12 protein-coding genes are annotated in these 13,056 nt (G+C 53.2%); 2 read left to right on the forward strand and 10 right to left on the reverse strand.

Features of this window, described 5'->3' with window-relative positions:
- Positions 1-11: 11 nt before the first annotated feature.
- The 4 genes from dnaJ to hrcA all read right to left on the reverse strand — a co-directional run bounded on the left by dnaJ (position 12) and on the right by hrcA (position 4,693).
- Positions 12-1,118 carry a molecular chaperone DnaJ gene (dnaJ, locus tag AC13H5_RS09565; RefSeq protein WP_034778138.1) on the reverse strand — a complete coding sequence of 369 codons (1,107 nt, stop codon included), beginning with the start codon at positions 1,116-1,118 and terminating at the stop codon, positions 12-14.
- Positions 1,119-1,227: 109 nt separating this feature from the next.
- The gene (dnaK, locus tag AC13H5_RS09570; RefSeq protein ID WP_214823135.1) at positions 1,228-3,051 is read right to left on the reverse strand and encodes a molecular chaperone DnaK; all 1,824 of its coding nucleotides are present in this window, start codon (positions 3,049-3,051) and stop codon (positions 1,228-1,230) included.
- A gap of 29 nt (positions 3,052-3,080) precedes the next feature.
- Positions 3,081-3,653 carry a nucleotide exchange factor GrpE gene (grpE, locus tag AC13H5_RS09575; RefSeq protein ID WP_034778140.1) on the reverse strand — a complete coding sequence of 191 codons (573 nt, stop codon included), beginning with the start codon at positions 3,651-3,653 and terminating at the stop codon, positions 3,081-3,083.
- A gap of 17 nt (positions 3,654-3,670) precedes the next feature.
- On the reverse strand, positions 3,671-4,693 hold the full coding sequence (hrcA, locus tag AC13H5_RS09580) for a heat-inducible transcriptional repressor HrcA (protein ID WP_214823136.1): 1,023 nt from the start codon (positions 4,691-4,693) through the stop codon (positions 3,671-3,673).
- A 191-nt stretch (positions 4,694-4,884) separates the two neighbouring features.
- Between hrcA and AC13H5_RS09585 the strand changes: the two genes are divergently transcribed.
- Entirely contained in the window at positions 4,885-5,490 is a 606-nt protein-coding gene (locus tag AC13H5_RS09585; RefSeq protein ID WP_214797268.1) for a DUF1054 domain-containing protein, read from the forward strand.
- A 41-nt stretch (positions 5,491-5,531) separates the two neighbouring features.
- On the opposite strand, the gene hemW is transcribed toward AC13H5_RS09585, so the two are convergent.
- The 5 genes from hemW to lepA all read right to left on the reverse strand — a co-directional run bounded on the left by hemW (position 5,532) and on the right by lepA (position 12,110).
- On the reverse strand, positions 5,532-6,701 hold the full coding sequence (hemW, locus tag AC13H5_RS09590; RefSeq protein ID WP_214823137.1) for a radical SAM family heme chaperone HemW: 1,170 nt from the start codon (positions 6,699-6,701) through the stop codon (positions 5,532-5,534).
- A gap of 65 nt (positions 6,702-6,766) precedes the next feature.
- The gene (locus tag AC13H5_RS09595; protein WP_214823138.1) at positions 6,767-7,951 is read right to left on the reverse strand and encodes a DUF1015 domain-containing protein; all 1,185 of its coding nucleotides are present in this window, start codon (positions 7,949-7,951) and stop codon (positions 6,767-6,769) included.
- A 12-nt stretch (positions 7,952-7,963) separates the two neighbouring features.
- A complete protein-coding gene (locus AC13H5_RS09600) occupies positions 7,964-9,127 on the reverse strand; it encodes a 3-phosphoglycerate dehydrogenase family protein (RefSeq protein ID WP_483545650.1) in 1,164 nt (387 codons plus the stop codon).
- Complete coding sequence (gene serC / locus AC13H5_RS09605) at positions 9,105-10,178, reverse strand: 3-phosphoserine/phosphohydroxythreonine transaminase (RefSeq protein WP_034778148.1); 1,074 nt, start codon at positions 10,176-10,178, stop codon at positions 9,105-9,107. Before serC ends, AC13H5_RS09600 begins: the two co-directional genes overlap by 23 nt.
- Before the next feature lie 108 nt (positions 10,179-10,286).
- Positions 10,287-12,110, reverse strand: a complete 1,824-nt coding sequence (gene lepA / locus AC13H5_RS09610; protein WP_034778150.1) for a translation elongation factor 4 — start codon at positions 12,108-12,110, stop codon at positions 10,287-10,289.
- A gap of 219 nt (positions 12,111-12,329) precedes the next feature.
- On the opposite strand from lepA, the gene rpsT reads away from it, so the two are divergent.
- Positions 12,330-12,590, forward strand: coding sequence for a 30S ribosomal protein S20 (gene rpsT, locus AC13H5_RS09615; RefSeq protein ID WP_034778152.1), 261 nt, complete (start codon positions 12,330-12,332; stop codon positions 12,588-12,590).
- Between the two features lie 30 nt (positions 12,591-12,620).
- Here rpsT and AC13H5_RS09620 read toward each other — a convergent pair whose 3' ends face one another.
- The gene (locus AC13H5_RS09620; protein WP_483545651.1) at positions 12,621-13,055 is read right to left on the reverse strand and encodes a GNAT family N-acetyltransferase; all 435 of its coding nucleotides are present in this window, start codon (positions 13,053-13,055) and stop codon (positions 12,621-12,623) included.
- Position 13,056: the final 1 nt, after the last annotated feature.

Below are 13,056 nucleotides of genomic sequence, written 5' to 3' on the forward strand. Positions count from 1 at the left end.
ACACGCTCCTTTTACTGACTAAAAAACTTCTTCATTTTTTGGAACAGGCCGTGCTGTTCTTCGACGCCTGCTTCCCCGCTAATCTCTTCGAACTCACGAAGCAGTTCTTTTTGACGGTCGGTCATGTTCGTCGGTGTCATGACGACGATATTGACGTACTGGTCGCCATTGCCGCCGCCGCGGACGCTCGGCATCCCTTTGCCGCGCAAGCGGAATTTCGACCCGGTCTGCGTGCCGGCTGGTACTTTTAGGCTCACCTTGCCGTGGACGGTTGGCACTTCTAGCTCGGCACCGAGTGCTGCTTGTGCGTATGTGACCGGCATCTCCATCGTGATGTGTTGGTCGACCCGTTCAAAGATCTCGTGGGCCCGGACGCGGACGACGATATATAGGTCACCGGCTGGTCCGCCGTTATAACCTGGGCCGCCTTTACCGGAGAGACGGATTTGTTGGCCGTTGTCAATCCCGGCTGGAATCTTGACTTCGACTTGCTTCTGTTTCTTGACGTGGCCAGAACCATGGCACGTTTCACATTTTTCTTTAATCGTCTTCCCGCTGCCGTGACATTGGCTACACGTCCGCTGGTTGACCATCCGCCCGAGAATCGTGTTCTGTTCAACCGTCTCGACGCCGCTACCGCCACAACGGCCACACGTCTCTGGTTTCGTCCCTGGTTTGGCACCGCTGCCCATGCACGTGTCACATTCCACTTCGATCTCGAGGTCGATTGTTTCCGTCTTGCCGGTCACGCTCTCCATGAAATCGAGATCGACGACGTATTGATAATCTTCGCCGCGACGTGGAGCGTTCGGGTCTTGACGACGTCCGCCGCCACCAAAGAACATGTCAAAGATGTCACCGAAGCCACCTTGGAAGTCGCCACCGCCACCGAACTGGCTGGCCCCTTCAAAACCGAAGCGGTCATACTGGGCCCGTTTCTGCTCGTCTGACAGCACTTCATACGCTTCTCCGAGCTCTTTAAATTTATCGGCCGCATCCGGCTCTTGGTTGATGTCTGGGTGATATTGTCGTGCGAGCTTACGATATGCCCGCTTGATGTCTTGTGCCGAGGCCGATTTATCCAGGCCAAGCACTTCATAATAATCTCGTTTCGCCACGTTACTCTCTCCTCTACACTGTCTAAACTAAGATTCTACCGAATCTACCTTAACATGGAAAGAGCCAAAGCAGAAACCTGCTTTGGCGCTCTCCTATCTATCGGTTGCCTTATTTACGATCGTCGAGGTCTTCAAACTCCGCGTCGACGACGTTGTCGTCTTTCGCTTCCGTCTGTGTCTCGGCACCTTCAGCACCTTGCTCTTCAGCCATGTTCGCATATACTTTTTGCGTCAATTCTTGAACGACGTTTGACAATTCGTCTTTCGCCGTACGGATTGCTTCGAGGTCTGTGCCTTCGAGTGCTGACTTGGCTTTTTCTTTCGCCGCTTCAGCACGTTCTTTGTCAGCCGCATCGACTTTGTCGCCAAGGTCTTTGATCGCTTTGTCTGTCGCGAAGACGAGTTGATCCGTTTCGTTGCGGAGTTCGGCTTCTTCTTTACGCTGTTTGTCCGCTTCTGCGTTCGCTTCCGCTTCTTTTACCATGCGCTCGATTTCAGCCTCATCGATACCTGAAGACGATTGGATCGTGATCGACTGCTCTTTGTTCGTACCGAGGTCTTTCGCCGATACGTGAACGATTCCGTTCGCATCGATGTCGAATTTGACTTCGATTTGCGGCACACCGCGTGGTGCCGGCGGGATGTCCGTCAATTGGAAGCGGCCGAGCGTCTTGTTATCCGGCGCCATCGGGCGTTCCCCTTGGAGGACGTGGATGTCTACGGCCGGCTGGTTGTCAGCTGCCGTCGAGAAGACTTGTGATTTCGATGTCGGGATCGTCGTGTTACGGTCAATCAACTTCGTCATCACGCCACCCATCGTCTCGATACCGAGCGAGAGCGGAGTCACGTCGAGAAGGACGACGTCTTTGACGTCACCAGCGAGGACACCACCTTGGATGGCTGCACCGAGAGCAACAACTTCATCCGGGTTGACACCTTTGAACGGCTCTTTTTTCGTGAAGTCGTGAATTGCTTTTTGGACCGCTGGGATACGTGTCGAACCACCGACGAGGATGATCTTGTCGAGGTCAGATGGTGTGAGCCCAGAGTCTTTCAAGGCACGGCGTGTCGGTTCCATCGTGCGCTCGACGAGGTCGGCTGTCAACTCATCAAATTTCGCACGCGTGAGCGTCGTTTCAAGGTGAAGCGGACCAGCAGCTCCAGCCGTGATGAACGGAAGGCTGATGTGTGCGCTTGTCACGCCTGAAAGGTCTTTCTTCGCTTTTTCAGCTGCGTCTTTTAGACGTTGGAGCGCCATCTTGTCTTGTGCGAGGTCGATGCCGTTCTCTTTTTTGAATTCAGCTACGAGGTAGTCGATGACTTTTTGGTCAAAGTCGTCACCGCCGAGACGGTTGTCCCCTGCAGTAGCGACAACTTCGAAGACACCATCGCCAAGTTCGAGGATCGACACGTCGAACGTACCGCCACCGAGGTCATAAATCAAGATTGTGTGGTCTTCACCTTTGTCGAGTCCGTAAGCGAGTGCTGCTGCCGTCGGCTCGTTGATGATCCGTTTGACATCAAGTCCAGCGATTTTCCCTGCGTCTTTCGTCGCTTGACGCTCAGCATCGTTGAAGTAGGCAGGAACGGTGATGACCGCTTCCGTCACCGACTCACCGAGGTAGTCTTCTGCATCTTTTTTCAATTTTTGTAAGATGATCGCCGAGATTTCTTGCGGCGTGAACTTCTTGTCGTCGACTTCTACTGTATGAGCCGTACCCATATGACGTTTGATCGACTGGATCGTGTTCGGGTTTGTGATCGCTTGACGTTTCGCGACTTCTCCGACTTGACGCTCTTCGCCTTTAAAGGCGACGACAGATGGTGTCGTACGGTTCCCTTCCGCGTTCGAGATGACGACTGCTTCGCCACCTTCCATCACTGCTACACATGAGTTCGTTGTACCTAAGTCAATTCCGATAATTTTACCCATTGTCTATTCCTCCATCTAATTAAGTAATGTTATTCTGAGACTTTTACCATGCTCGGACGAATGACGCGCCCGTGCATCGTGTACCCTTTTTGAAGCTCCATCGTCACGATCCCTGATTCGAACTCATCGCTCGGCTCTTGCATGACCGCTTGATGATAGTTCGGGTCAAACGGTTGTCCGACCGCTTCGATCGCTTCGACGTTCTCACCGTTCAAGACGTCGAGCAACTGGCGGTGAATCATGTCGACACCAGCTTGAATCTGCTTGGCGTCGTCCGAATTCGCTTCGACTTGGAGCGCACGCTCAAAGTTGTCGATGAGCGGGATCAATTTCTCGACGACCGTCTGCGACGCGAATTTCACGCGTTTTGCGTTCTCTTCGTTCGTCCGGCGTCGGAAGTTGTCAAAATCCGCACGAATACGGAGCTCGCTCGCCTTGAGCGCATCGATTTCTTTTTGTAAATCCGTCCCCTCAGAAGTTTCTTCCACAAACTCAACATTTGAAACCTCTTCAGCTTCTACCGTCTCTGTCTGTTTCGGATCAAAATCTTTTTCTTCGAGCACTTCTTCTGGCTCTGGCCCATTCTGTTTGTCAGTTGTCATAATGAGGCTCCTTTCCATCACTCTTCTAATTTCGTTCGCCTGAGCGCCTCAATAATTTGTCCCATCATCTGAACCCCGTGTCGATAATCCATCCGGGTCGGTCCGATCATCGCGATCGTCCCGAACGTCTGACCGTCGAGCGTATAGTCGGACGTGATGACGCTACAATTTTGAAGCGCGACGATGCCATTCTCGCTTCCAATGCTCACATAAATCTCACGGTTTGGCAACGATTCGAGCCAGTCGGTCAACCGCTCCTGCTCGTCGATCCATTCAAGGAACGGACGCAACGTATCAAGCGTCTGGAACTCAGGTTGGTTGAAGATGTTCTTCTTCCCGCCTAAGTAGAGCGAAGCAGGATGTTGGACGCCGACGGTCGATTGAATGAGTTGCATCATGAACTCGAATTGTTCCTGATGCGCGAGTCGAAGCTTGGACACTTCTTCTCCGATCCGGAACTTCAGCTGACCGAGTGGAGTTCCTTTCAGACGATCGTTCAAGAAGCGGATCGTCTGTTCGACCAGGTCCGGCGCCATCGGAGATTCGAATACGACCGTCCGATGTTCGACGTGGCCTTGATCAGTCACGATCAAGACGACGCCACGCCTTTCGTCGAGCGGCATCAAATCAATCCGGGCCAGCCGATTCATCTGGCTGTTCGGACCGAGCGCCACCGTCGTATAATTGGTCAGGTCAGAGAGTAGGTCGGCGGCTTGACGGATGAGCACTTCCGACTCTTGGGCCGAGGCACGTAGCCGCTCGCCAAGGCGATACGTCTCCCGCTCGTCGATGATTTTCGTCTCGACGAGATGGTCGACATAATACCGATAGCCGACTTCGGACGGGATGCGTCCGGCCGACGTATGCGGCTTTTCAATCAGACCCATATCTTCTAAATCAGCCATGTCGTTCCGAATGGTTGCCGAACTGAATGACAAGTCATCCCGCTTCGATAACGTCCGCGAACCGACTGGTTGGGCCGTTTGAATATAATCATCAATGATGGCTCGTAAAATGAGCAATTGTCTCTCTGTCAGCACAACGTCACTCCTCTCTGAAGGATTGGCCTCGCTTTATTAGCACTCATATTTACTGAGTGCTAATCACACTTCAAATATTATCATGTTCTCCATATTTGTCAATTCATTCGCATCATTTTTTCCAGCCCCATAGAGCCTTCCGGTATGCATGTTTCTTCAAGTTTCGGTATGATACGAATTGAGGTGATTAGATGTTTACAACACAACAATTTAACGTATTCACGCAAGACGGACTCGATGCCCGCATGGCAGGCATCCGCTCTGAGATTCAACCGCTGTTCCACCGAATCTATGAGGAGGTCGGTCCCCAACTCGAGGCCGATGTCGGTGTCCCGCTTTACTTGCATGTCGCCAAACATGCCCGTCGGACGGTCAATCCACCGAAAGACACGTGGATGGCGATCGGCCATGACAAACGCGGCTATAAGAAACATCCCCATTTCCAAGTCGGGTTATTCGACGACCGGGTCTTCGTCTGGCTCGCGTTCATCTATGAGATGCCGAACAAAGAAGCGATCGGCCGTCGACTCATGACGATCGACTTCAAATCAGAGTTCCCCGACTTCCATATCGCCGGGGACCATATGAAAAAAGACGCGTTCTTAATCGAGGATTCGTCAGCTGAATCGATCGAAGCGATCACAGAACGGTTCGCGACGGTGAAGAAAGCGGACTTCTTGATCGGTCGTCAACTTCCGGCCGATGCGTCGATTCTGCAAAACGAAGCCGCCTTCCTGGCGCTCGTCGAGGATACGTTCAGCCGGCTCATGCCGATTTACCGCGATCTTGTCTTATAACCAAAACAAGGGCGAACCCAATCCGGGTTCGCCCTTGTTTGTTATGACATCGATGTCTGTTCCGGTGAGTCGCTCATCCGTGCCTCGCCGATGAAGGCAGCGAACGCCTCGTTGGCGAGCGGGAGCCCAGATTCGGTCAAGCGGACGTGTGTGTCCGTCGTCTCGATCAACCGTTTTGCCTCGAGTTCCGACAAGACATGCCCGAATACCGAACGCATCGACACACCATACTTCGACTCGAACGTCGCAAACGACACGCCTTGACGCATCCGGAGTCCAAGGAACAGTTCCTCTTCCATCTTCTCGACCGTCTCGAGCGTCGTCGTATTGCGAACCGGTAGCCCTTCCGCCTTGATATAGTGCGGAATCGGCGCGATGTTCGCCCGACGCTCCCCGTTCAAATAACTGTGCGCCCCAGCCCCGAAACCATAATACTCTTCGTTGCGCCAGTACACTTGGTTGTGACGGCTTTCGCGTCCTTCGAGGCTATAGTTCGAGATCTCATACTGTTTCAAGCCTCGACGTTCGAGCGTCTCCATCACTTTCAAGTACATCTCGACTTCGATATCCTCGCCCGGGAGGCGCAACTTCCCTTTCCGCTCTTGAATCGCGAACACGGTATGCGGCTCGAGAATCAACGAATAGGAAGAAACGTGTTGGATTGGGAGCTGGAACGCCAAGTCGAGGTCGCGCTCAATCTGTTCGAGCGTCTGTTCCGGCAAGCCGAACATCAAGTCGATCGAGATGTTATCGAATCGCTTCGCCGCTTCCGTCACGGTCGCGAACACGTCATCGGCCCGGTGTGTCCGTCCGATTCGTTCGAGTCCACCGTCATCGAACGTCTGGACGCCGAAACTGACGCGGTTGACCCCTCCATGTTTCATCGTATCGAGCTTCTCGGCGCTCACGAAGTTCGGATTCGCCTCGACCGAGTATTCGAGGTCTGGCGACGCGAGCGGGAGCAAGTGACGCGCGACCATGTCCATGAGACGTTTCATCTGCGCCTCATTGAGGGCGGTCGGTGTCCCGCCGCCGATAAAGATCGTCTCAATCGTATCGGTCGGGTATTGTTCGAGCGAGAGTTTGATTTCTCGTTCAAGTGCATCTAAATAGTCATCAACCGGTTGGTTCTTTAAGAACACCTTGTTGAAATCGCAGTAATAACAAATATGTTCACAAAATGGAATGTGAAGATATACGGCTTTAGCCATGGCGGCCACCCCTTTCTTCTCTTCCATTTATAACGCTTTTCACGCCGTGACGCCACTCTGCACGTTCAATCGAACCGATGAATGAACAGACCGCTCTTCAATTTCGGTTCGAACCACGTCGATTTCGGCGGCATTTGACCGCTCTCGTCGGCGACGCGCATCAGCTCTTCCATCGCCGTGGCGTGACACGTCAACACGACGACGTCATCACGTTCAGCCAAGTCGGCGAGGCGCGTCGGGGCATCTTTGCCGCCGATGAAATCGATTCGTTTGTCCGTCCGTACGTCTTTGACATGGAAATACGGCTCGAGCACATCCCGTTGCAACGTCGCGACGTCGAGTGCCGTCGTCGTCTGCCGTTTTTTGAGCATAAAATGCTCGCCCCGGTAAGACAAACCGAACGTGCCCCGTTCGTTCGGGACGTGTAAGGCAGGCACCGATTCAATCTCATACGAGAAAGCTAAACCGTCAAGCAACGCTCTGACTTCTTCTGGCGCCACATCGTTCAAAATGCGATGATACGGCAAAATCGTCAGCTCATCGCTCGGGAACAAGACGCCGAGGAAGTGGTCCCGCTCTTGTTTCGATTCCCCTTCATGGATCGGGCTCCGGGCGACGACAGCTGCGGCTTTGGCCCGGTGATGCCCATCGGCGATATAGATGGCCGGAATGCTGGCCCCGAGCATGATGACGCGTGCTTGATGCTTGGATGGCACGGCATAGCCTTCATGGATGACACCTTCACTGTCCGTGAAGGCAAACAACGCCTCTCCTGTCGTCGCGTCGTCCAAGATACGACGCAATCCTTCGTCCGGGACGTGACTCATCAAAATCGGGCCGGTGTGCGCTTTCGTCGCCGATACGTGTTCGACCCGTTCACGCTCTTTCACCTCACGTGTGTGCTCGTGGATTTTGATTCTTCCTGCCTCATAATCAGTCACCGAGAACGTGGCAACGAGTCCGGTCTGCACATGTCCGTGGTCGGTGAGCCGGTAGACGTAAAACCCATGTGTCCGCTCGGTCAATTCTGATTCATAGAGCCGTTCGAGCTCATGACGGGCTCTGCGTCCCCAGGCGTCGAGCGGCATGTCCGCCGTGAACAGTTCTGGTTTATCGACCGAAAGAAAAGAATCGGGACGCTGTTCGACGTCTTCACGCGCCTGTTCGACAGTGACGATATCGTACGGGGCGGCAGCGACCGCCTCGGGGTGTTTCGGCATATACGGGGCAAACGGTTTAAATACGACCATGGTCATTCCTCCTTAAAATTCGCGGACGCGCATGACACCCTCGATGTCATATAGGGCATGCACGGATAACGTCTCATGTTTATGGTTGTCGATGTCGATCAATGTATAGGCCACATCGTTGCGGCTCCGGTTGACCATGTTATCGATATTGATTCCGTTTTCGGCGAGCCGGCTCGCGATTTGACCGACCATGTTCGGGACGTTCAAATGAAGTACCGCCAAACGCCGCTTCCCGACATACGGAAGTTCCGCGTTCGGGAAGTTGGCCGAGTTACGAATGTTACCGGTCTCTAAGTACAGTTTGAGCGTATCGACGGCTTGAATCGCACAGTTCACCTCAGACTCGTGCGTCGACGCCCCGAGATGCGGGAAGGCGACGACTTGCGGATGACCGAGCAGCGCCTGTTTCGGGAAGTCGGTGATGTACGTCGCGACGTTCTCATCGAGCGCCTCGAGCAAATCGGAATCGTTCACGAGCTCACCGCGGGCGAAATTCAAGATGGTGGCGCCCGGTTTCATCTGTTTGAACCACGTCGCATCAATCATGTGACGCGTGTCATCGGTGAGCGGCATATGAATCGACAGGATATCGACATCTGCGAGCAATTCGCTCAACTGCTTCGCCCGCTTCACTTGTTGCGAGATGTTCCACGCCGCGTCGACCGATAAATGCGGGTCGTAGCCGACGACGTCGATGCCAAGGTGGAGCAAGTCGTTGGCGAGCGACGCGCCGATCGCACCGAGACCGATGATCCCGACTCGCTTGCCTCTTAGCTCAGACCCGACAAAGCGCCGTTTCTCGTCTTCCATCGCCTGCTCGAGCGACGCCTGATCGGAAAACGTATGACCGTTGACCCAGTTCGTCCCTTCTAAAATCGGTCGAACCGACAACAGCATGCTGGCGAGCACGAGTTCCTTGACGGCGTTCGCATTCGCACCCGGTGTATGGAAGACGACGACGCCTTGACGAGCTAACCGTTCGAGCGGAATGTTGTTCACACCGGCACCGGCCCGGGCGATGGCCAGCAAATAAGGCGGAATGTCCGCGCCATGGACATCGTGACTCCGAATGACCCAGGCGTCGGCTTGCTCCGCATCATTGACGGCGTACTCGCTCGGTTCGAAGCGTCTTAGCCCGTCTTGGGCGATTTGGTTATACGTTTTTATATGAAACATCTTGTCCCTCCTGTTCAAACTCGTGCATCACGTCAATGAGACGCGTCACACCTTCAAGTGGCATCGCATTATAAAGGCTCGCTCGAAGACCCCCGACCGACCGATGACCCCCGAGCTCGATCAACCCGCGCATCTCCGCAAACTGCCGGAACGCTTCATCCGTCGCGTCATTTCCGCTCGTGAACGGGATATTCGTCAGCGACCGATCCTTGCCGGAGACGAGCGCGTGAAATACCGGTGACGTATCCAAGGCGTCATATAACAGCTTGCTCTTCTTTTCGTTACGGCGTTCCATCTCGTCGACGCCCCCTTCGGTCTCGACCCAAGCGAGAACCCGCTCAGCGACATATAAGCTGAACGTCGACGGGGTGTTGAGTAGCGTGTCGACATGCTTGCTGTAAGCCAGATACGACGGCAAATCGCGCTCGGTGACCAAGTCACGACGGATGATGACAATCGTCAAGCCGGCCGGACCGATATTTTTTTGGGCACCTGCGTACAAGAGACCATAGCGCTGTACATCGATCGCTTCCGCTAAAATGTTCGACGAGATGTCGGCGACGAGCGGGACGTTCGTATCCGGCAACGTCGTATAGCGCGTCCCTTCGATCGTATTGTTCAACGTCACGTGAAGATAATCCACATGCTGAATATGCTCCGGCCACTCCGGGATTGCGTCGTAGTTGGATGACGCTGAACTACCGACGACGATGACGTCACCAAAGTGTTTTGCGTCATTGATCGCTTTCTTCGACCATGTCCCACTGTCTAGATAGGCGAAGCGACCCGATTCCCGCAGGTTCATCGGCACCATTGAAAATTGAAGCGTCGCCCCACCTTGAAGGAACAGGACGGCGTAATCGTCTGGAATCTGCATCAATCGCCGCAGTCTCGTCTCGAGCTGCTCGACGATCGTCGCGAACGTGTCGGAGCGGTGGCTCATCTCGACGATGGACACCCCTTGTTTATAGGAAAGAAACTCGGCTTGCACTTCTCGTAAGACAGGTTCTGGCAATACGCCCGGCCCTGCTGAAAAATTATATATCGGCACCGCCACTCCTCCTCTATTTATCTGTAAGTGGGTACTATTCCGTACCTGGCCCACCGAATCCTGCCAAATGCGAAAAAAACGCCCTCATCCGTAGATAAGGGCGAACGATTATTCTTCGTCCATCGACAAGACGGACATGAACGCTTCTTGCGGCACTTCGACAGAACCAACCATCTTCATGCGCTTTTTACCTTCTTTTTGTTTCTCGAGCAATTTACGTTTCCGTGAGATATCGCCGCCGTAACATTTGGCGAGGACGTTTTTACGGAGCGCCTTGATTGTCGAACGGGCCACGATCTTCGTTCCGACCGCTGCCTGAATCGGCACTTCGAACTGCATACGCGGAATGAGCGCCTTCAATTTCTCAACGATGACCTTCCCACGTTCGTAGGCGAAATCACGGTGCACGATGAAGCTGAGCGCATCGACAAGTTCGTTGTTGAGGAGGATATCCATCTTGACGAGGCGTGACGGACGATAACCAATCAAGTCGTAATCAAGCGACGCATATCCTTTCGTGCTCGACTTCAACTGGTCGAAGAAGTCATAGACGATTTCACTGAGCGGGATGTCGTACGTGATTTTGACACGCGTCGTATCGATATACTGCATGTCGATGAAACTGCCGCGCTTCTTCTGACAAAGTTCCATGATGGCGCCGACATAGTCGTTCGGTGTCATGATGGCCGCTTTGACGTAAGGCTCTTCAATCGACTCGACTTTTTGTTGTTCCGGCATTTTCGACGGGTTATCGACATGGATGACGTCGCCGGCCGTCGTTGTGACGTGATAGATAACCGATGGCGCCGTCGTGATCAAGTCGATCCCGAACTCACGCTCGATTCGCTCTTGAATGATTTCCATGTGAAGCATGCCGAGGAATCCGCTACGGAATCCGAAACCAAGTGCTTGTGACGTCTCCGGCTCGAATTCGAGCGCCGCATCCGATAACTGAAGCCGTTCGAGCGCTTCACGTAAATCGTTATATTTGGCAGCATCGATCGGATACAGACCACAGTACACCATCGGGTTCATTTTCCGGTAGCCCGGGAGCTGTTCCGTCGATGGATTTTTAGCGAGCGTGATCGTATCACCGACGCGGACGTCGCCGACCGTCTTGATTGACGCCGATAACGTACCGACATCACCGACGTTCAGTTCCTTCACCGAGACCGGTTTCGGTGTCGAGACGCCGAGATCCGTCACGTCGAACGATTTGCCGGTCGACATCATTTGGACTTTGTCCCCGACTTTGACCGAACCGTTGACGATTCGGATCGAGGCGACGACGCCACGATAGGCGTCATAATACGAGTCGAAGATAAGTGCTTGGAGCGGTGCCGACGGGTCACCGGTCGGTGGTGGAACGAGTTCGACGACTTGCTCGAGAATCTCTTCAATCCCGATTCCCGCCTTGGCAGAAGCTGGCACAGCGTCACTAGCGTCAAGTCCGATCACATCCTCAATTTCTTGACGGACGCGTTCGACGTCAGCCGATGGCAAGTCGATCTTGTTGATGACCGGGATGATTTCAAGGTCGTTATCAAGCGCGAGATAAACGTTCGCGAGTGTCTGAGCTTCAATCCCTTGAGCCGCATCGACGACGAGGACCGCCCCTTCACAGGCTGCGAGCGAACGCGACACTTCATATGTGAAGTCGACGTGTCCCGGTGTATCGATCAAATGAAGGATGTACTCTTCGCCATCTTTTGCGGTATAGTTCAATTTAACGGCGTTCAATTTGATTGTGATCCCACGTTCCCGTTCGAGATCCATCGCATCAAGCGTCTGTTCTTTCATTTCACGCGCTGTGAGCGCACCAGTTCTCTCGAGAATCCGGTCAGCGAGTGTCGACTTCCCATGGTCGATGTGGGCGATGATGGAAAAGTTCCGTATTCTCTTCTGACGATTCTCTAATTCTTGTTTGTTCATATATGGGTTCACCTATCCTTCTCATGCATACCGTGTCATTATATCAAAATCCTAAGTTAATGTGTACGACCTACTACAACAATACCACATATAGTTTTCAGAATAATCATCAAGTGGTTGCTTTTCGAATAACCGTTTGCTACAATTGTGCTTGTTCTGTTGAATGATTACTTGAAGTAATGAGAACATACACTTTCTTGTTTCAGGAGGTGAAATAACATGGCAAATATCAAATCAGCAATCAAACGTGCAAAAACTTCTGAAAAGCGTCGCGTAGCGAACTCGCAAGAGAAAGCAGCAATGCGTACAGCAGTAAAACGTGTTGATACTCTCGTTGTAGAAGGTAACAAAGAAGCGGCTCAAGAAGCTTTCGTCCTCGCTACGAAGAAAATCGACAAGGCTGCAGCAAAAGGTCTAATCCACCAAAACAAAGCAGGTCGTGACAAATCACGTCTCGCAGCTCGCATCGCAGCTCTCTAATTAGAGACTAAAACGAAACAGCCGCCTCCATTAGGAGCCGGCTGTTTTTTCGTATTTCATCACATAATGGGGTCCAATCCCTGGAATGTCGAACGCGTCACCGACCGTCACCAATCCGTTCCGTTCATAGAACCGGACGGCGATCGCTCGAGCGTTGCACCACCACGAATCACTGACCGCTTCATGCAACGCCTGTAAAAAGGACGAGCCAATTCCTCGGCCAGCAAATGCCCGGTCCGTTGCCATCCCTCTAAGCTGATACGGCACCGTCTGACCGTCGAAGTCACGCCCCACTTCCATCACGGTCGCAATCGACACGACACGACCGTCTTCGACCCAGGCATAGTGGCGTGTCGTCTCGGCGTCATCCCCTTCAAAATAACATGTCTCGACCGCCTGTCCCGGCCGTAACACGTCATGCCGGAGCGGAATCACGTCCATGAGTCTCACTTCCTGTAATCCCATG

Source organism: Exiguobacterium sp. FD-YE-25-4 (assembly GCF_057004685.1).

Bases quoted from the DNA above. Each gene is read 5' to 3' on its own strand.
- dnaK (WP_214823135.1), bottom strand. From the start codon at position 3,051: ATGGGTAAAATTATCGGAATTGACTTAGGTACAACGAACTCATGTGTA.
- AC13H5_RS09600 (WP_483545650.1), bottom strand. From the start codon at position 9,127: ATGTTTCATATAAAAACGTATAACCAAATCGCCCAAGACGGGCTAAGA.
- lepA (WP_034778150.1), bottom strand. From the start codon at position 12,110: ATGAACAAACAAGAATTAGAGAATCGTCAGAAGAGAATACGGAACTTT.
- AC13H5_RS09585 (WP_214797268.1), top strand. From the start codon at position 4,885: ATGTTTACAACACAACAATTTAACGTATTCACGCAAGACGGACTCGAT.
- AC13H5_RS09595 (WP_214823138.1), bottom strand. From the start codon at position 7,951: ATGGTCGTATTTAAACCGTTTGCCCCGTATATGCCGAAACACCCCGAG.
- grpE (WP_034778140.1), bottom strand. From the start codon at position 3,653: ATGACAACTGACAAACAGAATGGGCCAGAGCCAGAAGAAGTGCTCGAA.
- rpsT (WP_034778152.1), top strand. From the start codon at position 12,330: ATGGCAAATATCAAATCAGCAATCAAACGTGCAAAAACTTCTGAAAAG.
- AC13H5_RS09620 (WP_483545651.1), bottom strand. From the start codon at position 13,055: ATGGGATTACAGGAAGTGAGACTCATGGACGTGATTCCGCTCCGGCAT.
- hemW (WP_214823137.1), bottom strand. From the start codon at position 6,701: ATGGCTAAAGCCGTATATCTTCACATTCCATTTTGTGAACATATTTGT.